Annotated in this window: 20 protein-coding genes; 9 read left to right on the forward strand and 11 right to left on the reverse strand. The window is 73.3% G+C overall.

What is annotated here, in order from left to right:
- Window positions 1-108: 108 nt before the first annotated feature.
- The 5 genes from ACZ52J_RS30910 to ACZ52J_RS30930 all read right to left on the reverse strand — a co-directional run bounded on the left by ACZ52J_RS30910 (window position 109) and on the right by ACZ52J_RS30930 (window position 5,881).
- Window positions 109-786, reverse strand: a complete 678-nt coding sequence (locus tag ACZ52J_RS30910) for a response regulator (protein WP_465623428.1) — start codon at window positions 784-786, stop codon at window positions 109-111.
- Window positions 787-1,043: 257 nt separating this feature from the next.
- Window positions 1,044-1,499, reverse strand: coding sequence for an SHOCT domain-containing protein (locus ACZ52J_RS30915; RefSeq protein ID WP_465623429.1), 456 nt, complete (start codon window positions 1,497-1,499; stop codon window positions 1,044-1,046).
- A 34-nt stretch (window positions 1,500-1,533) separates the two neighbouring features.
- On the reverse strand, window positions 1,534-3,144 hold the full coding sequence (locus ACZ52J_RS30920; RefSeq protein WP_465623431.1) for a sulfatase-like hydrolase/transferase: 1,611 nt from the start codon (window positions 3,142-3,144) through the stop codon (window positions 1,534-1,536).
- A gap of 123 nt (window positions 3,145-3,267) precedes the next feature.
- Entirely contained in the window at window positions 3,268-4,575 is a 1,308-nt protein-coding gene (locus ACZ52J_RS30925; RefSeq protein WP_465623433.1) for a cation:proton antiporter domain-containing protein, read from the reverse strand.
- The gene (locus ACZ52J_RS30930) at window positions 4,568-5,881 is read right to left on the reverse strand and encodes a hypothetical protein (protein WP_465623435.1); all 1,314 of its coding nucleotides are present in this window, start codon (window positions 5,879-5,881) and stop codon (window positions 4,568-4,570) included. The genes ACZ52J_RS30925 and ACZ52J_RS30930 overlap by 8 nt, the downstream gene beginning before the upstream one ends.
- Before the next feature lie 327 nt (window positions 5,882-6,208).
- On the opposite strand from ACZ52J_RS30930, the gene ACZ52J_RS30935 reads away from it, so the two are divergent.
- Window positions 6,209-7,096: a YhjD/YihY/BrkB family envelope integrity protein gene (locus ACZ52J_RS30935; protein ID WP_465623436.1), complete on the forward strand. Its 888-nt coding sequence runs from the start codon at window positions 6,209-6,211 to the stop codon at window positions 7,094-7,096.
- Between the two features lie 186 nt (window positions 7,097-7,282).
- On the opposite strand, the gene ACZ52J_RS30940 is transcribed toward ACZ52J_RS30935, so the two are convergent.
- Complete coding sequence (locus ACZ52J_RS30940) at window positions 7,283-7,651, reverse strand: STAS domain-containing protein (RefSeq protein ID WP_465623438.1); 369 nt, start codon at window positions 7,649-7,651, stop codon at window positions 7,283-7,285.
- A gap of 296 nt (window positions 7,652-7,947) precedes the next feature.
- Here ACZ52J_RS30940 and ACZ52J_RS30945 point away from each other — a divergent pair, with 296 nt between their 5' ends.
- The 5 genes from ACZ52J_RS30945 to ACZ52J_RS30965 all read left to right on the forward strand — a co-directional run bounded on the left by ACZ52J_RS30945 (window position 7,948) and on the right by ACZ52J_RS30965 (window position 12,284).
- Complete coding sequence (locus ACZ52J_RS30945; RefSeq protein WP_465623440.1) at window positions 7,948-8,298, forward strand: hypothetical protein; 351 nt, start codon at window positions 7,948-7,950, stop codon at window positions 8,296-8,298.
- A 91-nt stretch (window positions 8,299-8,389) separates the two neighbouring features.
- Window positions 8,390-9,727 (forward strand): DUF2252 domain-containing protein, encoded by a 1,338-nt coding sequence (locus ACZ52J_RS30950; protein WP_465623560.1) that lies wholly within the window; start codon window positions 8,390-8,392, stop codon window positions 9,725-9,727.
- A gap of 95 nt (window positions 9,728-9,822) precedes the next feature.
- Window positions 9,823-11,385, forward strand: a complete 1,563-nt coding sequence (locus ACZ52J_RS30955; RefSeq protein WP_465623561.1) for an MFS transporter — start codon at window positions 9,823-9,825, stop codon at window positions 11,383-11,385.
- Between the two features lie 109 nt (window positions 11,386-11,494).
- Window positions 11,495-11,959: a DUF6325 family protein gene (locus tag ACZ52J_RS30960; protein WP_465623441.1), complete on the forward strand. Its 465-nt coding sequence runs from the start codon at window positions 11,495-11,497 to the stop codon at window positions 11,957-11,959.
- 46 nt (window positions 11,960-12,005) lie between these two features.
- Window positions 12,006-12,284: an SHOCT domain-containing protein gene (locus ACZ52J_RS30965; RefSeq protein WP_465623442.1), complete on the forward strand. Its 279-nt coding sequence runs from the start codon at window positions 12,006-12,008 to the stop codon at window positions 12,282-12,284.
- Between the two features lie 168 nt (window positions 12,285-12,452).
- Here the strand turns inward: ACZ52J_RS30965 and ACZ52J_RS30970 are convergent, their stop codons facing one another.
- Together ACZ52J_RS30970 and ACZ52J_RS30975 are read right to left on the reverse strand one after the other, a co-directional pair.
- Window positions 12,453-14,087, reverse strand: coding sequence for a hypothetical protein (locus ACZ52J_RS30970; protein ID WP_465623444.1), 1,635 nt, complete (start codon window positions 14,085-14,087; stop codon window positions 12,453-12,455).
- A 58-nt stretch (window positions 14,088-14,145) separates the two neighbouring features.
- Complete coding sequence (locus tag ACZ52J_RS30975; protein ID WP_465623446.1) at window positions 14,146-14,592, reverse strand: hypothetical protein; 447 nt, start codon at window positions 14,590-14,592, stop codon at window positions 14,146-14,148.
- 129 nt (window positions 14,593-14,721) lie between these two features.
- Here ACZ52J_RS30975 and ACZ52J_RS30980 point away from each other — a divergent pair, with 129 nt between their 5' ends.
- Entirely contained in the window at window positions 14,722-16,101 is a 1,380-nt protein-coding gene (locus ACZ52J_RS30980; RefSeq protein WP_465623447.1) for a sensor histidine kinase, read from the forward strand.
- On the forward strand, window positions 16,089-16,751 hold the full coding sequence (locus ACZ52J_RS30985) for a response regulator (protein ID WP_465623449.1): 663 nt from the start codon (window positions 16,089-16,091) through the stop codon (window positions 16,749-16,751). Before ACZ52J_RS30980 ends, ACZ52J_RS30985 begins: the two co-directional genes overlap by 13 nt.
- A 151-nt stretch (window positions 16,752-16,902) precedes the next feature.
- On the opposite strand, the gene ACZ52J_RS30990 is transcribed toward ACZ52J_RS30985, so the two are convergent.
- Window positions 16,903-18,180 (reverse strand): MFS transporter, encoded by a 1,278-nt coding sequence (locus ACZ52J_RS30990; RefSeq protein WP_465623451.1) that lies wholly within the window; start codon window positions 18,178-18,180, stop codon window positions 16,903-16,905.
- A 109-nt stretch (window positions 18,181-18,289) separates the two neighbouring features.
- On the opposite strand from ACZ52J_RS30990, the gene ACZ52J_RS30995 reads away from it, so the two are divergent.
- Window positions 18,290-19,174, forward strand: coding sequence for a winged helix-turn-helix transcriptional regulator (locus ACZ52J_RS30995; RefSeq protein ID WP_465623453.1), 885 nt, complete (start codon window positions 18,290-18,292; stop codon window positions 19,172-19,174).
- 11 nt (window positions 19,175-19,185) lie between these two features.
- Here the strand turns inward: ACZ52J_RS30995 and ACZ52J_RS31000 are convergent, their stop codons facing one another.
- Both ACZ52J_RS31000 and ACZ52J_RS31005 read right to left on the reverse strand, forming a co-directional pair.
- Entirely contained in the window at window positions 19,186-19,581 is a 396-nt protein-coding gene (locus ACZ52J_RS31000; protein WP_465623455.1) for an SsgA family sporulation/cell division regulator, read from the reverse strand.
- Between the two features lie 193 nt (window positions 19,582-19,774).
- A complete protein-coding gene (locus ACZ52J_RS31005; protein ID WP_465623456.1) occupies window positions 19,775-20,209 on the reverse strand; it encodes an SRPBCC family protein in 435 nt (144 codons plus the stop codon).
- Between the last annotated feature and the right edge of the window lie 81 nt (window positions 20,210-20,290).

Here is a 20,290-nt window from a genome sequence, read left to right on the forward strand (position 1 = left end):
GTGACGGGAGGTCCGTCCCCTCCACCGTGCGGCCGGGACCGTGCTCACCGCTTGGGCCGTTCGGCTCTACCTCCGGGCCCACCCGGGCCCCGTCCGGGCCCTGTCGGCTCAACGCGGGCGCTGGTGGTGCTGCTCTGACTCCTCCGCGTGGGCGGCGATGACGGCGGCCTGAAGGCGTCGCTCGACGCCCAGTTTGGCGAGCAGCCGCGAGACGTGGTTCTTCACGGTCTTCTCGGCGAGGTACAGCTCCTGGCCGATCTGCCGGTTCGTCTTGCCCTCCCCCACCAGGGCGAGGATCTCCCGCTCGCGCGGGGTGAGTCCGGCGAGGGCCGCGTCGGACTCGCTCTCCTCGTGGTGGCGCAGGCTCTCCATCAGCTTGCGGGTGGTGGCCGGGTCGAGCATCGACTGGCCGGAGGCCACCGTGCGGACGGCGCTGACCAGGTCGGCGCCCTTGACCTGTTTGAGGACGTAGCCGGCTGCCCCGGCCATGATCGCGTCGAGCAGGGCGTCGTCGTCGTCGAAGGAGGTCAGCATCAGGCAGACCAACTTGGGCATCCGGTCGCGCAGTTCCCGGCAGACGGTCACCCCGTCGCCGTCCGGGAGCCGTACGTCCAGCACGGCGACGTCCGGACGCAGTGCGGGCACCCGGGCGAGGGCCTGGGCGCAGCTGCCGGCCTCGCCGACGACCTCGATGTCCTCCTCCGCCTCCAGGAGGTCGCGAACGCCCCGGCGGACGACCTCGTGGTCGTCCAGCAGGAACACCCGTACGGGCTGGGGCGTGTCCATGGCCTGCTCCCGGTGTGCGCGGTCGATGACACCACCGATTCTGCGCGTCCGCGCCGCGGGGCGCACCGGGTCAGCCACGCGGGACGACGGCGACCGGGCACCAGGCGCGGTGGATCCCGCCCGGGTGACCGGGCCGGGCGCCGCGCCGGGCACCGGTCGTGCTCCGGCTGGCCTGGGTCGAGCAGCAGCCGGCCGGTCGGCACCCGTCGTTCGTGCACCGGCCGGCCGGCTGACCGCGGCTGCCTCCCCGACGTCGATCAGCCGAGGATCCTGTCCTTGGCGCGCTGGTACTCCTCGTCCGTGAGCTTGCCGGTGTTGTGCAGTTCCGCGAGCCTGGCCAGCTCGTCGGTGGGGGTGGGGGTGGGGGTGGAGGGGGCCGGCGGGCTGCCGGCCGCCTCGCGTACGTACGAGCGGAACTCCGCCTCGCGCTCCTGCGCCGCCTTCAGCTCGCGCAGGCCCATGCCCTTGCCCCGGGCGATGAGGTAGATGAAGACCCCGAGGAAGGGCAGCACGAGCACGAAGACCGTCCAACCCGCCTTGGCCCAGCCGCTCAGCGAGTCGTCCCGGAACAGGTCGCCGAAGACCCGGAAGAGCAGCATGAACCACAGGATCCAGAGGAAGACCAGGCAGGTGGTCCAGAAGATGTTGAGCACGGGGTAGTCGGCCGCGAGGCTTGTGGGCGTGTACGGGGCCGTGTAGGGGATCGTGTACATGGGCGTGTCCTGTTCGTGAGTCGGGGATCTGCGGTCAGGGGCGGGCCGCGGCCCCGGCGGGCGCGGGCCGGTCGGTGTCGCCGTGCCAGGTGGGCCAGCCGAGCAGGCGGGGGCGTTCGGTGACCCAGGCGCGTGTGTCGGGACCGATCTCGGCGGTGATGAGGCCCTCCAGCCGGCTGCTGTAGCGGGCGACGAGGTCGCGGTGGGCCGGGTCGGCGGCGAGGTTGCGCATCTCGTCGGGGTCTTCCACGCGGTCGTAGAGCACCACGTCGTTGTGCTCGTGGAGCGCTTCGGGGCTGGCGGGGCGGTTGGGGTTGAGCGGGGAGAAGTAGCGGCCGAAGGTGTAGCGCTGGTCGAGGTAGCCGCGCAGGAATCCGCGCTTGTTCCAGTCCGGGCGCAGGTCCCCCGACTGGATCCGCGCAGGGGCTTGCGGGTCGGCGAACTCGAACCAGAACCCGGCGTCCAGGGTGGTGATCGACTCGACGGCGGTGAGCACTCCCTCGCGGACCGCCGTCCCCTCCAGCGCCGGCACCAGGGAGTGACCGTGCAGGGCGGGGAACCGGGTCCGGTCCAGCCCGGCGAACTCCAGGAGGGTGGGCGCCAGGTCGACCGCGGAGGCGAGCGCCTCGGTGCGGCCCCCGCCCGCCACGTCGGGGTGGCAGAGCAGGAACGGAACGTGGAAGTTCTCGTCGTAGACCAGGTTGCCCTTCTGGCGCAGGCCGTGGCTCCCGGCCATCTCGCCGTGGTCCGAGGTGAAGACGACCACGGTCCGGTCGGCCTGGCCGGAGGCCTCCAGCGCGTCGAGGACGAGTTCGATGCTGCGGTCGACGTCCCGGATGGCGTTGAGGTAGAAGTTGAGGCCGTCGTACCAGTGCCGGTCGTCGGCGACGGGCCCGAACACGGTGTCGAGCATCCGGGCGTACTCGCCTACCGCCGGTGCCGCGCCGGACAGGTCGTCGTGCAGGCTGGCGGGCAGGTCGAACTCCCAGCGGCGCCGGTAGATCGGGACGTCCGCGGCGGCGCGCGCCACCACGGCGTGCGCCAGACCGAACGGCAACTGCACCTGGGGGGAACCCCCGTAGTCGAAGCTCATGATGTCGTGCGGGTTGACGAAGTTGACGGCCATGAACCAGGGCCGGTCGGGCGCCACGACCGGCGCCCGGTTGCGCAGCCACTTCACGGCCTGGCCGGCGATCACCGGGTCGATCTTGAGCCCGGCCCAGGCGCCGCCGTCGATGTCTCCCCAGTCGTTGAACTCACTGAACCCGTAGGGCTCCAGGGCATCGGTGGTCGGTCCGGGGTTCTGCGGCGTGACGTACGCGTTGGAGAGATGCCACTTCCCCTGGTAGGTGCAGTAGTAGCCGGCCTGGCGCAGCATCGTGCCGAGGGTGCCCAGCTCAGGGTTCAGCGGGCGGATGTAGGGCATGTTGTCGTTGTCGTAGATCTCGGTCAGCGGCAGATGTTGCCCGGTGTAGATCACGGACCGCGCGGAGCTGCACATGGCCGAGGCGGTGTAGTACCGGTCGAAGGTGTGGCCGCGTTCGGCGAGCCGCTCCCTGGCGGGAAGGGTGAAGCCCGGTGGACGCGGAACCGCGGCCCGCTCCTCGTCGGTGACGATCAGCAGGATGTTCGGACGACGGGTCATGGCCACCTGCTCTGTGCGCGGGATGGTGCGGTTCGTCGAATCTAGGTCCGGCACTCGAAGGCACATCGCTGGGACGTGGCCGACCGGGTCTGATCGGGTGAGGTCTGACACCGGACGGCGGACTCACCCCGACGGTGAGCCGGTCGGGTCGATCCGGCGGCGCCGGATCGCGGGCGGCCTGCGAGCGCTCTCCCGCAGGCCCGGGTCACGCTCGGCGGCGCGCTCGTACCAGCGGCCGTAGCGGTCCGAGAGCACCACCGCGGACACCCCGTGCAGGATCACGCTGAGGCCGACGGTGACCGCGACCACCCGGCCGATCAGTTCCACCCCCGGGACGTGCTGCTCCGCGACCAGCAGCCCGAGCACGACCGAGGCCAGACCTCGCGGCCCGAACCACCCGACGTAGGCCACGGTGGGCGCCTTCAGCCCGGTTCCGGCGAGGGAGAGGGCGACCGGGACCATTCTGACCACGGTGAGACTGAGCACGGCGTAGCCGACGATGCGCCAGCTGAGGTGCTCCAGTGCCGGGCCGAGCAGCACGGCGCCGAAGACCAGCAGGCTCAGCAGGGCCAGCAGGTTGCCCAGGTCCTCGGCGAGGTCGGCGGTGTCATCACGGTCCGGCACCGCCCGCCCGCTGCCGCGCATCGCGTACGCGAAGGCGAACCCGGCCACCCAGGCCGCGATGAAACCGCTTCCGTGGGTGACCGTGGCCAAGCCGTAGGACGCCGCGGCCACCGCGAGGACGAGGAGCTGGCGCCATACCCTGGTGATCCAGCCGTGTTCGCGCGACCACCGCAGCAGCCGGCCGCCACCACCCCCGACCGCCAGGCCGAGGACGGTGCTGAGCAGCAGCGCCCTCCAGAAGGTCCCGTCGGCCCCCTCCTCGGCGTACGGCGTGCCGGGGATCGCCGCCAGGAAGAGCACGAAGAACGGCAGCACCATGCCGTCGTTGAGCCCGCTCTCCACGTTCAGTGCCTGGCGCACCAGCCCCGGCACCCGGGGGTTGGCGATCGCGCTGCTGCCGAGCGCCGCGTCGGTAGGGGCGAGGACGGCACCCACCAGCGCGAGCTCCCACCCGGTGAGCCCGGGCAGCAGCGGCCAGGCCAGCAGCCAGCCCAGTGCGATGCTGGGCACCAGGCCGATGCCGAGCAGTCGGCCCGGTAGGGCGGCGCCGGTGCGCAGGTCCCCGGGACGCACGGCCATGGCGTCCGTGAACAGCACCAGGGTCAGGGCGGCTTCCAGGAGTGTGAGCAGCGGTCCGCGGTCGTGTCCCACGCTGATCAGGTCGAGGCCGACCGGCCCCAGCAGGATGCCGGCCCCGACGAACACGATGGCCGCGGACACCGGTGTGCCCGCCAGCCGTCGCGAGCCGAGCGCGTAGGCGGCGGTGACACCCGCCACCGCCACCCCTGCCCACCCGACGTCACTCACCGGTCCGGCGACTTTCGCCCACCCGTCCGGACGCGGCGAGCAGCGCCAGGACGGCGAGCACCGCGAGGAGCACCAGGACGAGCAGCAGCACGGTCAGCACGGTCGGGTGGTTCCACAGGGCGAACACCAGGGCCAGGACCAGCACGGCCGCGAGGACGAACCAGCGGCGGTGGGCCTCGGTCCAGGTGCCGGCCCGTCCGGTGCGCACCCCGTGGGCGTCGCCCCAGCGGGCCGCGGAGTCCGCGGCGGCGTCCGCCCGGCCGCGGACGGCACGGGGGAACCGTCCCGCCCCGGACAGGTACGCGCCGAGCGCCACCACCACGCCGAGCACGATCGCGGTGCGCAGGCTGATCCGCAGGAAGTGGAGCAGCCTGTCGAAGATCGCCGCAGCCGCAGCCGGGGACTGCACGGCCGGGGGCAGGTGGTCGAGGTAGTAGTGCCGGGCGATCACCAGGGCGATGGCCACCACCAGGCAGGCGCCGGCCGCACCGAGGGCGGTGGTCACCAGGGCCCGGCGCTTGCGCCGCGCCAGCAGGACGCCGATCGCGCCGAGCAGCACGGTGAGGACGGGCATCCAGTTGCCGACCACGTCGAGCGCGTGCGCGGCACCGCGGATCTTGCCCAGCTTGTCGGACTGGAAGAGCACCAGCTGCTTGTTCACGTCCGGGATCTTCGCGGCCGGGGACACCCCCGCGGCCACCAGCTCCTCCTTCAGCCGGTCGACGGCCGTCCCGACGTCGAGGGTGACCGTGCCGTCGGTGACGCCGACCGCGCCCCGGCCGTGACCGGTGAGGGCGTGGACCACGGCCGCGTGGGCGGAGCGGTTGGCCTGCGTCCACACCGTCGCGAAGGCGTCGCTGTGTACGACCTTCGTCGCGGCCTTGGTGACCACCTGGTCGACGGCGTCGTCCAGTTTCGGCCCGAGCGCCTTGACCCCCGCCGCGGCCCTGGGCGGCAGCCCCTGCGACTGCAGCCAGGCCGCCAGGTCGGAGGCGACCGCCGGGCCGTCCACCTTGACGTCCACCGCGTGGGTGAGCCGATTGACCGCGGCGTCCTGGACGGCGGGGTCGGTCGCCAGCGGGGCGACCGTGGCGACGTACCGGTCGGTGTCCAGCGCGATGTCGTGCACCCAGACGGTGAGCAGCGAGACCGGCACCAGGATGCAGGTCAGTGTGATCAGCACGGCCGAGACCGTGCTCATGACGATCCGCCCGGCCAGGGCGGGGCGCCCGGCGCCGGAGGGCGAGCCGCCGTTGCCCGCCTCGCCCGTCCCCCGTGCGGACGGAGGCTCTGGCGGCTCGTTCATCGGATCTCCCAGCTCTCCGCGCGGCCGTGGCACCGCTGACCCCCATTGCCCCGCAGAGCCCGGCCACCGGCACCCCGGGGAGGGCCGTCCGGAGGAGGTACGGCCGTATGGCTGCGCGCTCCCGGGAGACCTCGACCGGGGTGCGCCCAGGGGACCGGACCCGCCCCTGGCAGGTGAACCCCCGGGGCCGTTTCGCCGAACGGCGGGCCGCCCGACATGCCGAACGCCATCGCGCTGCCCAGTGTTGGACGGAACCCGGAGCGCCGTCGCCGACGACGGACCGCAGCGGCGGCCGGAGGTGCCGACGGCGATCGGAGGGATTGCGCAGTGGCGGAACAGCGTGGTCAGCCCCGGCGCGCCCGCTGGGTCCGTGCCAGATCCGCCTGGTTGCGGGGGCGGACGGCCACCCTGCGCGACGCCCCGTTCCCGCGCCGACTCGCGGCGCAGCTGATCCACGTCAACGTCCTGGACACCGCCACCCGTCTCGCGGCGCAGACGTTCCTCACCGCCATCCCGGTGCTGTTCGTGCTGTCCGCTTTGATGCCGCAGGAGGTGCGCAGCAGCGTCTCGGACTCCCTGCGCACCGTCCTGGGGCTCCAGGGTGCCTCGCTCGACGAGGTGAAAAGGGTGCTCCAGACCAGCCAGACCGCCACCGCTGATGCCTTCGGCGCCGTCGGAATCGTGGTGACCCTGCTCTCGGCCACGAGTTGCAGCCGTGCCCTGCAGCGTCTGTGTGAACGGAGCTGGCACCTGCCCCACCTGGCAGGGCGGCTGGCGGCATGGCGATGGCTCGCCTGGCTGCTGGTGTGGCTCACCGCCCTGACCGTCCAGGGGCGGGTACAGGCCGGATTCGGGGTGGGCGACGGCCTCGGGGTGGTCCTCTACCTGATCACGGCCGCTCTTCTCTGGTGGTGGACGCAGCACCTGCTGCTCGCTGGCCGGATCCCCTGGCTCCCCCTGCTTCCGGGGGCCGTGCTGACCAGTGCCGCGCTGACGGCGCTCGCCTGGGCATCGCGGCTCTACATCCCCCGCTCGCTGAACCGCAGCGTGGCGCAGTTCGGTCCGCTCGGTATGGTCTTCACCCTGCTCAGCTGGCTCATCGTGATGTTCACGGCCATCACGCTGGGGATCGCCGGCGGGTACGTGGTGGCGGGCCAGGGCCGACTGGCCCGGCTGCTGGGGACTCCGAATCCGGGCCCGGCGGACGAGGAATGACGGTCCCCGCACGGCCGCGGCCGTGCGGGGACCCGGAACGGTCGTCGTCCGGGGCCGTCAGGCCTCCCGGTTGGTGCGGGGCGCTTCGGTGGCGCTGCTGGTCATGACACGGACTCCTTCGGGTAGCGGCCACCTGGCCCGGAACAGGAGACGGGAAGCGGGAGACGGGAGAGAGGAGAAGCCGGTTCAGAGGGGCTCCGGGGAGAGGGCGGCCGCCGGGCTCCGGACCGGCGCCGGTGGAGCCGACAGGAGATCGGCGACCCGGAGCAGGGCGAGGATGCGCTGGAACCCCGGCCGGATGCCGATGAGACGGAACTCCGCGTGGTGGAGGTGGCAGACCCGGCGGGCCTGGAGGAGGGCTCGCACACCGGCCGCGTCGCAGAAGGTGAGGCCCTCGACGTCGAGGTCCAGCCGATGCGGACGAGCCGCGAGGGCCCGGGCGACGGCATCGCCCACGAGCGCCGTCGTCGCTATGTCGAGTTCGCCTTCCAACGACACCGACGCGGTGTCCCGGGACATCCCGGCCCTGGTGCGGAGTAGGTCGTCGTCTCTCATCACGATCGCCCCGGAAGCTCGGCTGATGGAAAGGCCTCGGAACGGTGGCCCTACGTCCACCGTAGGACCGGGCCTGTCAACCGGTCGTGGGCCGACCGGACCGCATCAACGGCCCGAACGGCCTTTACCTGTGAGGAACTTGACTCCGCTCGGGAGCGTCACCGTCACACACGGTCCCACTGCCGTCCGACCCACGATGTATGGGCCGAACGGCCCATGGCGCCCCGGCCGTCTTCTGCGAACGTCGGAAGGGAGGATCGTTCCATCCATCGCACTCACCGAAGGAGGCGAGACCGATGCCCGGCATCCACCACCGGATATCACCTCTCACCGTCGCGCCCGGCTCCACCGAGCTCGGACGTGTCGACTGGCTCGTCCTCGGTTCCTCGGCGCTCGTCGCCGGCGCGGTCGCGCACGCCTTGTCGGGCGTCGTCGCAATCACCAAGGACATGGTGCGCCCCGCTCCCCAGCGTGCGTCCGAGTCGGACCGCGCCGCTCCCGCCGCCGGCACCAGCGTCAACGAGCGGGACGGCTGGATCCTCATCAGCAGCGTGTTCGTCATCGCCGGCGTGATGGCGCACACCATCGCGCGCGTCGTCGAGAGCACCAAGGCGGTCGTGCACCCGACCGGCCCGCAGCCGCGGTGATGACGCCCGCAACGACCGGAGCATGCACCCGATCGGCCGCCTCGGGCGCCCGGCTCGGCCGGTGCGCGGCGACACTGGCCAGATGGAACCGATGACCACCGACTCCGTCGCAGCGGGGCGGCAGGCTCGCAAGCGCCTGCCACGCTCGGCCCTCGGGAGCTGGGCCCCTGCACCGGAGCGACCCGACCCCGTCGAAATCCTGGAGCAGCAGGCCGCCTCCCGCGTCCCGGAGCTGGTCCCGATCCGGTACGGCCGCATGGCCGCGTCCCGGTTCGCCTTCCTGCGCGGCGCGCCCGCCGTCCTGGCCGCGGACCTCGCCGCCTCCCCGAACACCGGGCTCACCGTCCAGCTCTGCGGGGACGCGCACCTGTGCAACTTCGGTCTCTTCGCCTCGCCCGAGCGCGCCCTGCTGTTCGACCTCAACGACTTCGACGAGACCCTCCCGGGCCCGTTCGAGTGGGACGTCAAACGCCTGGCCGCCAGTGTCGCCGTGGCCGCGCGCGAGAACGACGAACCGGACGCGTCCGCGTGGGCCGCGGCCTTGGCATCCGCCCGGGCGTACCGGATCGCCATGCGACGGCTCGCGGGACTCGGTGAGCTCGACGTCTGGTACGAGCGGGTCGACACCGCCGACCTCCTGCCGCAGATCCGGGAGTCGAAGTACCGCAAGCGCGTCGAAGGCAACCTGGCGAAGGCACGCGGGCGCACCAGCCTGCAAGCCCTGGCCAAGCTCACCGAGCCGGGCCCGGACGGAGAGCCCCGCATCGTCCACGACCCGCCGCTGCTCGAACCGGTGGACCCGCAGGACGTGCCCCGCCTCCAGCAGATCCTGCAGGACTACCGTGCCACCCTCCCCGACGAGCGGGCGGCGCTCCTGGACCGCTTCGAGCTGGTCGACGCCGCCCGCAAGGTGGTCGGCGTGGGCAGCGTGGGCACGCGCTGTTACATCGGCCTCTTCCGGGGACGACTCACCGGCGAGCCGCTCGTCCTCCAGGTGAAGGAGGCGGAACGCTCGGTGCTGGAGCCGCACCTCCCGCCCAGCCTCCACCGGCACCAGGGGCGGCGGGTGGTCGACGGACAACGCAGGCTCCAGGCCGCCAGTGACATCTTCCTGGGCTGGGCCACCGGCCCGGCGGGCCGCGACTTCTACTGGCGGCAACTGCGGGACATGAAGGGCTCCGCCGTGATCGACGGCATGCCCCGGTCCCTCCTGGAGCAGTACGCCGACCTGTGCGGCCGCACTCTCGCACGCGGCCACGCCCGCACCGGGGACCGCGTCGCCGTCGCCGCCTACCTGGGTGCCGGCGACGCCTTCGAACGGGCCGTCGCCGACTTCGCGCTCGCGTACGCCGAGCAGACCCGCTCCGACCACGCCGCGCTCACCGCCGCGATCGCCGACGGCCGGATCACCGCACGGGCCGGGGTGTGAACGGGCCGCGCCACGCCGAGTCGGCCGGGCCGCCTCCCGAAGGCGCGGCCGACCGGTGGAAGCCGCTGTACATCCTCGGTCTGGCGCAGTTCCTCATGGTGCTGGACGCCTCGGTGATGAACGTGTCGATCAGCCAACTGGTCAGCGACTTCGACACCGAGGTCACGGCGATCCAGGCGGTCATCACCCTCTACACGCTGGTCATGGCCGCCTTCATGATCACCGGTGGGAAGCTCGGCGACATGTTCGGGCGCCGCCGTGTGTTCGGCATCGGGCTCGTCGTCTACGGCGTCGGATCGGCGCTGACCGCCGTCGCGCCCACGCTGTGGGTGCTGGCACTCGGCTGGTCCATCATCGAGGGCCTCGGGGCCGCCCTGGTCCTCCCAGCGCTCGCCGCCCTGGTGGCCGGCACCTATCGGGGCCGAGACCGGGCCATCGCCTACGGGGTCATCGGAGGCCTCGCCGGCGCGGGGATCGCCGTGGGCCCCCTGCTCGGCGGGTGGGTGACCACCTACCTGACCTGGCGCCTGGTGTTCGCGGGCGAGGTCGTACTCGTCGTGGTCATCCTGCTCCTCATGCGGTGGATCAAGCCGCAGCCCGTGCCGGAGCAGCGGCCGCGGCTGGACCTCGGCGGCGTGGTCCTGTCGGTCGCGGGACTGGCCCTGGTGGTGCTCGCCGTCCTGCAGAGCAGTTCCTGGGGGTGGCTCCGTCCCCGCAACCCTCCTTTCACGGTGTTCGGGTTCTCCCCCACGGTCTTCGTCATCGCACTGGGCATGGCCCTGCTCGTCCTCTTCCACGCCTGGGAGGTACGCCGGGCGGAGCCGCTGGTGCGGTTCGGCCTGTTCGGCATCCCGAGCCTGCGCTCGGGCCTGTTCATGCTGTTCAGTCAGAACACCATCCTGCTTGGCCTGTTCTTCGCCATTCCGCTCTATCTCCAGGTAGTCCAGGGTCTGGACGCCTTCGAGACCGGACTGAGGCTGTTGCCCGTGTCGGTCACGATGCTCGTCGCGGCGATGAGCGGTCCCCTGCTGGGCAGGTTCGCGTCCCCGCGCACCGTGGTGCGGGCCGGCCTGCTGGTGCTGTTCGCTGCGACGCTGTGGCTGCTCGGCACGATCAAGCCCGAACTCGACGACCTCTCCTTCGCGCTGTCGATGGCACTCCTGGGGCTCGGCATGGGCCTGCTCGCGTCCCAGCTGGGCAACGTGGTGCAGTCGAGCGTCGGCGAGGCCGATCGCAGCGAGGTCGGCGGACTGCAGTACACCGCCCAGAACCTCGGCTCGTCCCTGGGCACCGCGCTGATCGGCTCCATCCTGATCGGCGCCCTGGCGAGCGCCTTCACGGCCGCGCTGGCCAAGGACCCGGCGGTCTCGGACACGGTGCGCCAACAGGCCGGAATCACCATGGAATCGGGCCTCCAGTTCGTCCCCGCCGACCAGGCCGCCGCCGCCCTCGCCCAGACGTCGATCCCGCCGGACGAGGCGGACGCGGTGGTCACGGCATACCGGGCCGCCCAGCTCGACGGCCTGAAGGTCGCGGTCCTGGCCGCCGCCGGGATCACGCTGAGCAGCTTCGCGTTCACCGGCCGGCTGCCCGCCACCAGGATCAGCGGCGGCGCGTCCGCCCGCTCCGCCGGTACGCGTCCCGGCCGGGCCCCGTGAGGCCGCGATGTCGTCGACCACGCGGCCCGAACGGACCGGACCACAGTCCGGGACACGCCGTAGCGATCCCGCGCCACACTCAACAACCCTCCCTTTCAAAGGAGTTGCCATGAGTACTTCTCCCGCCGACGCAACCGACGAACTCGGCCCGATCGACTACCTGATCGTCGAGTTCCCCGGTACCCGCCTGACCGGTGAGGGCATGCCCCTGCTCCTCGACCTGGTCGACCGGGGCATCATCCGGATCCTGGACCTGACCTTCGTCAAGAAGGAGTCGGACGGCTCCTTCACCGCACTGGAGGTCGCCGACCTGGACGGCGACGGACAGCTCGACCTCACGGTGTTCGAAGGCGCCTCGTCGGGGCTGCTGGGCGACGACGACATCAGCGAGGCGGCGAAGGCCCTGGAGCCCGGGAGCTCAGCCGCCGTCCTCGTCTACGAGAACCTGTGGGCCGCTCCCCTGGCAGCCGCCCTGCGCCGCGCCGGTGCCCAGTTCGTCGCCGGCGGCCGGATCCCGGTCCAGTCCGTGCTGGCGGCGCTGGAAGCCGTCGAGGCCACCGACGGCCCGGCCTGACCCCGCACATCCCGCACATCCCGCACCATCGAAAAAGGAGGATCCGATGCCCGGACTGCTTCGAGGAGTGGCCCGCACCGCCGTGGTCGCCGGAACGGCGACGGCCGTCTCCAACCGCGTCTCGCGGAGGCAAGCCGGCCGGTGGGCCCAGCAGGACGCGCCGGCCGCACCGGCCGCCACCTACCAGGAACCACCGCCGGCTGCGGCCCCCAGCAGCACCGACGACACGCTCGACCGGCTCCAGAAGCTCGCCGCCCTCAAGGAGCAGGGAGTGCTGACCGAAGCCGAGTTCGCCGCCCAGAAGGCGAAGATCCTCGGCGTCTGACCGTCCGAGGCGGAGCTGACGGCCGGAGCGGGGAGCACCTGCCGAACGCACCGACCGGCGTCCCTCAGCCCCGGCCGCGCTTCCGCGGCCGGGGCACCTCGCACAGGCCGGCCGTGAGCGACAGGCCCCGCTCCCGCCGCACGATCCCCTGGCGCCGGACCGGGGCGGTCACCGTCCAGGTGGAAGCCGAAGAAGGTGTCGCGGGCGTGCAGAATCCCCACCGACTGGTGCTGCTTCCAGGCGTTGATGAGGTCGTCGTTGACCTTGGCCGTTTCGAAGTCGAGGTCCTGGGCCTGCCACGTGGCCAGGGTCGGACGATGCTTGCATGGTCAAGGCTGCTGCCTTTCTCGGGCTCCCGGCGGACGTGGGGGACGCGGACGCGGGAGGCGCGGGCGCGGGGGGCGCCATGCGGTGAACAGGTCGTCGTGGTGGTACGGGCGGGCTCGGTCGGACGGGACGGCTGCTCGGCGACCGGTGCCCGAGGGGCCGGTCGGTGGCGAGCCGGGCCCACAGGACGAGGAGCAGCGGCAGGGCGAAGTAGCCGAACCGCCCGGCGGGGGCCAGGAGGAAGGCGAGGCACAGGCCGGCGGCCAGCCGGTCGGCGGCGGCGACCAGGCCCCGGGGCGGCCGGACCACGAGCGAGACGGCCACGGCCGCTCCGCCGCACACCAGCAGCAGGACGGCCGTGTACCAGCCGGCCTGCCCCAGGTCGGCGAGCAGCCGGCCGGGCATCGGACTGGTGGCGGGCGTGGGGACGGCGCCCCGCCCGGTCGGGAAGCGGAGCACGTGCTCGACCAGCGGGCCGGGTGCGGCCAGCAACGCGGGCAGGACCAGGGTGAGCGTGCCGCCCGCCCAGACCACGATGCACCGGACGGCGGCACGGCGGCCAGGGGCGAAGAGGCCGGCGGCACGGCGGTCGGCGCCGAAGGGGCCGGCGGCGAAGAGGCCCGGGCCGGTCGCCAGCAGCGCGACGGCGACCGCGACCGCGGGCAGGGCGGTCCACTTGAGGGAGCAGGCGGCGGCGAGGGCGAGTCCGGCCGCGACCGGCCGGTGGCGGGCGGCGAGGGCGAGCGCGAGGGCGAGCAGCCCGGTCAGCGGCAGGTCGACGCCGCTGACGCACAGCGGCAGCGCGACCAGCGGGGAGGCGACCAGGACGGCGATCGCGTGCCCGGCGTCGAGGGGGCGGGCGCAGGCGCCCGGGGTCGCGCCGCACCGCAGCACCGAGTGCGCGGCGACCAGACAGGCCAGCAGGGCGGCGGCGCACCACAGCCGGGGGTCGCCGGCCAGTCGGGCGGGGGCGGAGCCGTCGCCGAACAGCCGGGCGGGCATGCCGAACAGCGTCATGCCCGGCAGGTACGGGTTGTAGTCCGTCACGGCCCGCGGGTCGGCCAGGTAGGGGGTGCCGCTGTGCGGCAGGGTCGCGGCGGAACGCTCGATCACCAGGACCTCGCTCTGGGCCTGACCGGTCGCCAGCAGGACGGTGAACGGCACCAGGACGGCGCCGGCCAGCGCCGAGCCGAGGGACAGCACCGAGCCGACGGGCAGCGCCGAGCCGAGGGAGAAACCCGCGCCGGCGGACAGCGCGCGGCGCGGCCGGGCCGGCAGCCGGCCGGCGAGCGCCGCCCCCAGGTAGCCGACGGCGGCGCACCAGCCCCAGACGCGGTGCGGCGCCAGGGTGGAGAGGGCGGCGAGGGCGGCCGCGAATCCCGCCGCGCCGAGCCAACCGGCGGTCCCGAGCGCGCCCCGTCCGGCACTCCCGCCGGTCGGCGCAACGTCCTTGGCTCCGGGCCGGGTTGTCTTCATCGAGGCTCCCACCAGTCGTTTCGGCACCCGTCCATTCCAGCCGGACGGGGGTGCACGGTCATGACAGGTAGGTCGAGACTCCGTGGTCGGGTTTCCCCGACCACGGCCGGCCCGGGTGGAAGGTGGGGATGGCCTGGGAGAGGGAGAAGGCGTGAGGTGGGTGGGTGGGTGGGTCGACGTCAAGGTCCGACATCGCGACGAGGATTCGGCGGTCGGCTCCGGCTATTCGCGCGCGGTTCGCCGAGATCCCGCCCTGGTTCAGCAGTCTCCCGGTGGCCGCCAGTGCCACCGCGGCGCCCACCGCGAGGCAGGCGAGGACGAGCCCGGCCGGCACGCCCCACGGCGCCTCGAGGGCGGCCTGCCGGTACGCGGCGGACAGTGCCGCCCGGTAGGCGCCGAGACCGGCGGCGACCAGGACGGCGGCGACGCCCGCGGCGAGCGCGGTGGTGATCGCCGTCCAGGTAGTACGCCTGGTCGGCGGCCGCGGCGGCGACCGGGTGAACACCAGTGCAGCTGCCGGGGTGCGGGGGCGTAGTGGACCTGTGCGGAGGGTAGAGGGGTGGGTTTTCCCTACCGACGGGGGCCGGTCGTCCGGGCTAGGGTTCTTGATGATCATCGGACGGAAAGGCACCAGATGTCCCTCACGGACGAGGCCGACGGGACGGCAGTTCCCGACGGGACGGCGGTTTCGGACGGGACGGCGGTTTCGGACGGGACGGCGGTGCCGGACATCGCCGTCCGGCAGGCGCTCGGGCGGCGGCCGGCGGACTTCCTGTTCTCGGTCTGGCCGCTGCGGTGCTGGCTGCACCTGCTGGGCGGCGCGCTGTTCGGACTGGGGCTGCTGCTGGCCCTGGTCGCGCTGGTGTCGGTCGGGATCCTGCTGTCGGTGGTGGGTGTGGGCCTGCTGGTGCTGGCCTGCATCCCGTTGCTGGGCATCCCGGTGGCCAGGGTGGAGCGGCGTCGGCTGCGGCTGGTGCAGCCGGTGCGGCCGGCGGACCCGCACACGCCGGTGCCGGCGGACGGGCTCCGGCGCCGGCTGCGACACCGGCTGTGGCACCGGTTGTCGGAGCGTTCCACCTGGCGGGAGTTGGGGTACGCGGCCCTGCTCGCGATCGTCTTCGCCGGGGCCGGGCTGGGCGTGATCGCGCTGCTGGCGTTCTCCTGCGTCCTGGTGGCGACCCCGGTGGCGGTGTGGGCGCTGGCCCCGGAGACCGTGATGATCATCCCGGGTCAGGCGATCCCCGATCCGCTGACCGCGCTGCCGTTCAGCCTCGCCGGTGTCGCGGGGGTGGCGCTGTCGGCGTACGCGGCGGGCTGGCTGACGGCGGGCCAGGTGTGGACGGCCTGGATCCTGCTGGCCCCGCGCAAGGACCCGGCGAACCGCCGGGTGATCGAGCTGACCCGCTCCCGGGCCCGGCTCGCCGACGCCTTCGAGGCCGAGCGGCGCCGGATCGAACGGGACCTGCACGACGGAGCCCAGCAGCAACTGGTGGCGCTCACCATGACCTTGGGGCTCGCCGAGCTGGAGCTGAGGGAGGAGAACCCGGAGGCGGCCGCGCTGGTCGCCCGGGGTCGCGGCGAGGCCCGCCGGGCCCTGGACCAGCTGCGCGACCTGGTGCGGGGCATCCATCCCCAGGTGCTGACCGACCACGGGCTGGCCGCCGCGGTGGCGGAGGTGGCGCAGCGTTCGCCGATCCCGGTGGAGGCCGCGATCGACCTGCCGCGCCGGCTGCCGCCCCTGGTGGAGGCGACGGCGTACTTCACGGTGACGGAGGCGCTGGCCAACGCGGCCAAGCACTCCGGTGCCTCCCGGATCGGGATCACCGGTACGTTGGTGGACGATCGGCTGATCCTGCTGATCACCGACGACGGGCGGGGCGGGGCGGATCCGGCCGCCGGCACCGGCCTGTCCGGTCTCGCGGACCGCCTGGCGATCCTGCGGGGGCGGCTGCTGGTCTCCAGCCCCGTCGGCGGTCCGACCCGACTCCGGGTGGAGGTCCCGTGCTCCGCGTAGTCCTTGCCGAAGACGCCGTCCTGCTCAGGGCGGGCCTGACCGAGATCCTCGGCCGCAGCGGCCACCAGGTGGTCGCCGCGGTCGGCGACGCGCAGGCCCTCGCCGAAGCCGTGGACGAGCACCGGCCGGACATCGTCATCACCGACGTCCGGATGCCGCCCGGCTTCCGCGACGAGGGGCTCAGAGCGGCCCTCGAACTGCGGGCCCGGCACGAGCGGCTGCCCGTCCTGGTGCTCTCCCAGTACGTGGCGACGGCGTACGCGACCCGACTGCTCGGTGGCGACGGGCAGGACAGGGGCGGCCTCGGCTACGTGCTGAAGGACCGGGTCGGCGAGGTCTCCGAGTTCCTGGACACGCTGCGCCGGGTCGCCGACGGGCAGACCGTCATCGACCCCGAGGTGGTGCGGGTGCTGCTGACCCAGCATGCCGCGGCGCGGCCGCTGAGCCGGCTCACCCCGCGCGAGCGCGAGGTGCTCGCAGTGATGGCCGAGGGCTACAACAACCAGTCGATCGCGGCCCGGTTGAGCGTCACCGAGGCGTCGGTGGTCAAGCACTCCAGCAACATCTTCATGAAGCTGGACCTCGACCCGGCGGAGGGCAACCGCCGCGTCCTCGCCGTACTGGCGCACCTGCGGGGCGACGCGGGCTGACCAACCGTCAGCCCTCCGCCGTGCGGCGCACGGCGAGGCGGACGAGGCGCCGCACCGCCGCACGAGCCGAGGCAGCCGGGGGCGGCTGGAGACCCCTGTCCCCCAGCCGCCCCCGCCCCCAGCCGCCCCCTTCCCTGCGCTGCGGCCCCGGTCAGGCGAGGTCGCGGAGGCGGCGGATCGGGCCGGCCAGGAGGATCGCGGGGCCGGCGAGGCTGGCGGCGGCCAGGAGCAGCAGGGCGGTGCGGGGGCCCCAGGCGGTGGAGGCGGCGCCGGCGGCGAGGGCGCCGACGGGGATCGCGCCCCAGGAGACGAAGCGGACGGTGGCCATCACCCGGGGGAGCAGTTCGGGCGGGGTCTGGGTCTGGCGGTGGGTACGGGTGACGATGCTGGAGACCACGACGCCCGCCGAGAAGCCGGCGTTGCCGACGGCGAAGACCAGGGTCGCCCAGCCGGACCCGGCCGCCGGGAGGAGGAAGGCGAAGAGGGCGACGGCCAGGGCCGCCCACCGCAGGGCGCCGCCGCTGCCGATCCGGGCTACCAGGCGGGGCGTGACGGCGGCGCCGAGCAGGCTGCCGAGGCCGCCGGTGGCCATCAGGGCGCCGACGGCGGCGGCCGGCGCGCCGAGGGTGCGGACCAGGAACACGGGGGTGAGGGTCATCAGGCCGCCGCAGACGAAGTTGATCGCGGTGACGTCGGCGACGCACGGCCTGATCACCGGGTGCCGGGTGACGTAGCGCCAGCCCTCGCGGATCTGCTCGCGCAGGCCGACGCCGGGCGTCCGTCCGGCGGGCTGCTCCGCCCGGGGCAGGCTGCGCAGCAGGACGGCCGAGACCAGGTAGCTGACCGCGTCCAGCACCATCGAGGCCGCGCCGCCCAGGAGTTGGACCAGCACTCCGCCGAGCGAGGGCCCGGCCAGCTCGCTCGCGGCGGCGGTGCCGGAGAGCAGGCTGTTGCGGGCGGTCAGCTGCTCCTTGGCGACGATCGAGGGCAGGAAGGTGGAGTTGCCGACGTCGAAGACCACGCTCGCGAGGCCGATCACCAGCGCCACCACCACCAGCTGCGGCAGCCCGAGCACCCCGAACGCCGCCGCCAGCGGCACCGAGGCGACGGCCACCCCGCGGATCAGGTCCATCGCCACCTGGGTGCCGCGCAGCGGCAGCCGGTAGACCAGGACGCCGGCGGGCAGGCCGACCAGCAGCCAGGCGACGTAGCCCGCCGCCGTGATCAGGCCGACCTGCAGTGCCGTCGCGTGCAGGGCGACCACGGCGATCAGCGGCAGCGCCACCCGGGTGACCTCGTCCCCGAACCAGCTGACGGTGGAGGCGCTCCAGTAGCGCCAGAACACCCCCGCCCCGTCGTCGTGCTTCGCCTCGCGCCCGGCCTCCGGTTCCGCCCCGCGCCCCGCCGGGACCGCTGTCCGCGTCGTCACGTCCACCCCTTCCGCACGCCGCACCTGGCGCGGCGGCCCCCGTGCGCCGGTCCGGCCGGGCCGCTCCGACGAGTGAGTCTCATTTTGGAACTCACTATAATCGATACTCATGCGGCACACCGAAGCAGCGGACCCCGACTGCGCGATCTCCCAGGCCCTGACGGTGGTCGGCGACACCTGGACCCTCCTGCTGATCAGGGACATCGCCGGGGGCACCCACCACTTCGACGGCCTGCGCACCGCCCTGGGCATCAGCCGCCGCGTCCTCACCGAACGGCTCAAGGCGCTGGTCGAGGACGGAGTGCTGGAGAAGCGGCTCTACCACCCGCACCCGCCGCGCTACGAGTACCACCTGACCGAGACCGGCCGCGGCCTGCTTCCCGTCCTGGTCGCCCTGCAGGACTGGGGCGGGCGCTACGTCCTGGGCGACGGCTCACTCTCCGCCACCAGCACCCCCGACTCCGCCGAGACCCGCCGCGCACACGCCCTCACCGGCCACCGGCTGCCGCCACTGGAGCTCACCTCCGCCGCCGGCCACCGCACCGACCCGGTCGCGGCCGGCTCCGCGTGGACGGTGCTCTACTGCTACCCCGGCGCGTACCCGCCCGGCGGCCAGGACTACCCGCCCGGCTGGGGCACCATCCCGGGCGCCGCCGGCTGCACCCTGGAGTCCAGCACCTACCGCGACCGGATGGCCGAGTTCGCCGCCCGCGACGCCCACGTCTACGGCGTCAGCACCCAACGCCCGGACCAGCTGGCCGCGTTCGCCGAGCACGCACGCATCCCGTTCCCGCTGCTCTCCGACGCCGACCTGCAGCTGGCCGCCACGCTGCGCCTGCCCACCTTCCGGGCCGCCGGCGTCGACCGGCTCAAGCGGCTCACCCTCGTCCTCGATGCCACCCGCACCGTACGGGGCGTGCTCTACCCGGTCGTCGACCCGGCCGGCTCCGTCGAGGACGCCCTCACCCTCATCGACCGGCTCACGACGGACTGACGGCAAGGTGGTCAGGAGGCCAGCAGGTCCTCCAGACCGCCACCCCAGTCGATCCGGGTGTGCTCCGAGCCGGCCGGGACGAGTTCGGTGGTGGCGGCGACGAACCGGTCGACCTCCGCGGCGGAGGTCGCGAGCAGGGCGACGCCTTCGTTGCCGGCGAGCGCGATGAGCAGCCGGGTGTCGTCGAACGGCGCGACGTGGACGTCGCCCTCGCCCACGGGCGTGTGGATACCGGCCGTCAGCAGGTCGCGTGAGATCGTCCACACCGCGTTGGCCTGGAAGTCGCTGAAGTCGAGGTCTATCGCGTAGGGGTCGTCGGGCCGGTAGGACCAGGCGACGTCCAGGTCCCGGCTGTGTTCGTCGCCGGTCATCAGCCGCATGGCGATCCGGGTGGTGAGACTTTCCATCGAGCGGGTCCCCTTTCTCGGGAGTTCTTCCTAGGGAGTTCGCTGGTGCTCGTTCGGCGGTGCGCGGTCGCTGGTGCTCGTTCGGAGGTGCGCGGTCGTCCGCGGCGTCTGCCGCTGTGAGTCTGCCGTTCCGGTGGGCGGAGAGGCCAACCCGTCCGCATGTCGGTTGCGCCACAGCTACTCTGACGGTGGCTCAGCGGTCCAGCGGTCCCGTCGCCTCCTCGACGTGGCGCTTGAAGTCGCCCAGGTCGTCGATGACCCGGCGGTCGACGAAGCCGAGCGCCTCGGCCAAATGCTCCCAGAGCCCGTGCGGTTCGAGCTCCAGCTGGAGCATGACCCGGGTGGTCCGGTCGTCCACGTGGTGGAAGGTCACCACCCCGGAGTGCCGCACCGGCCCGTCCCCGCCGTCCCAGGCCACCCGCTCGCCCTCGACCACCTCCGTGGTCACGGCCTCGAACTCGCGCCGGCCGCCCGCGGTCCGCACGACCCAGGCGCTGCTGCCGGGACCGTCCCGGTCGACGCTCACCACGCCGCGCATGAACCGCGGGAACTCCTCGCACCGCACCCACTGCTCGTACACCGTGTCGAGCGGGGCCGACACCTCGACCGACTCCTCGATCCTTCCCATCGTTCCTCCTCGTCTCCCGGGCCCCGCCACGCCCGGCGGCGGCCCGTGCTGTCCGCGTGCCCCGATCCCCGTCCTGTATGC

It is taken from the genome of Kitasatospora sp. NPDC034035, from assembly GCF_055575755.1.

Bases quoted from the DNA above. Each gene is read 5' to 3' on its own strand.
- ACZ52J_RS30995 (WP_465623453.1), top strand. From the start codon at position 18,290: ATGCGGCACACCGAAGCAGCGGACCCCGACTGCGCGATCTCCCAGGCC.
- ACZ52J_RS30945 (WP_465623440.1), top strand. From the start codon at position 7,948: ATGCCCGGCATCCACCACCGGATATCACCTCTCACCGTCGCGCCCGGC.
- ACZ52J_RS30930 (WP_465623435.1), bottom strand. From the start codon at position 5,881: ATGAACGAGCCGCCAGAGCCTCCGTCCGCACGGGGGACGGGCGAGGCG.
- ACZ52J_RS31005 (WP_465623456.1), bottom strand. From the start codon at position 20,209: ATGGGAAGGATCGAGGAGTCGGTCGAGGTGTCGGCCCCGCTCGACACG.
- ACZ52J_RS30920 (WP_465623431.1), bottom strand. From the start codon at position 3,144: ATGACCCGTCGTCCGAACATCCTGCTGATCGTCACCGACGAGGAGCGG.
- ACZ52J_RS30970 (WP_465623444.1), bottom strand. From the start codon at position 14,087: ATGAAGACAACCCGGCCCGGAGCCAAGGACGTTGCGCCGACCGGCGGG.
- ACZ52J_RS30960 (WP_465623441.1), top strand. From the start codon at position 11,495: ATGAGTACTTCTCCCGCCGACGCAACCGACGAACTCGGCCCGATCGAC.
- ACZ52J_RS30950 (WP_465623560.1), top strand. From the start codon at position 8,390: ATGACCACCGACTCCGTCGCAGCGGGGCGGCAGGCTCGCAAGCGCCTG.
- ACZ52J_RS30940 (WP_465623438.1), bottom strand. From the start codon at position 7,651: ATGAGAGACGACGACCTACTCCGCACCAGGGCCGGGATGTCCCGGGAC.
- ACZ52J_RS30910 (WP_465623428.1), bottom strand. From the start codon at position 786: ATGGACACGCCCCAGCCCGTACGGGTGTTCCTGCTGGACGACCACGAG.
- ACZ52J_RS30955 (WP_465623561.1), top strand. From the start codon at position 9,823: ATGGTGCTGGACGCCTCGGTGATGAACGTGTCGATCAGCCAACTGGTC.
- ACZ52J_RS30965 (WP_465623442.1), top strand. From the start codon at position 12,006: ATGCCCGGACTGCTTCGAGGAGTGGCCCGCACCGCCGTGGTCGCCGGA.
- ACZ52J_RS30980 (WP_465623447.1), top strand. From the start codon at position 14,722: ATGTCCCTCACGGACGAGGCCGACGGGACGGCAGTTCCCGACGGGACG.
- ACZ52J_RS30915 (WP_465623429.1), bottom strand. From the start codon at position 1,499: ATGTACACGATCCCCTACACGGCCCCGTACACGCCCACAAGCCTCGCG.
- ACZ52J_RS31000 (WP_465623455.1), bottom strand. From the start codon at position 19,581: ATGGAAAGTCTCACCACCCGGATCGCCATGCGGCTGATGACCGGCGAC.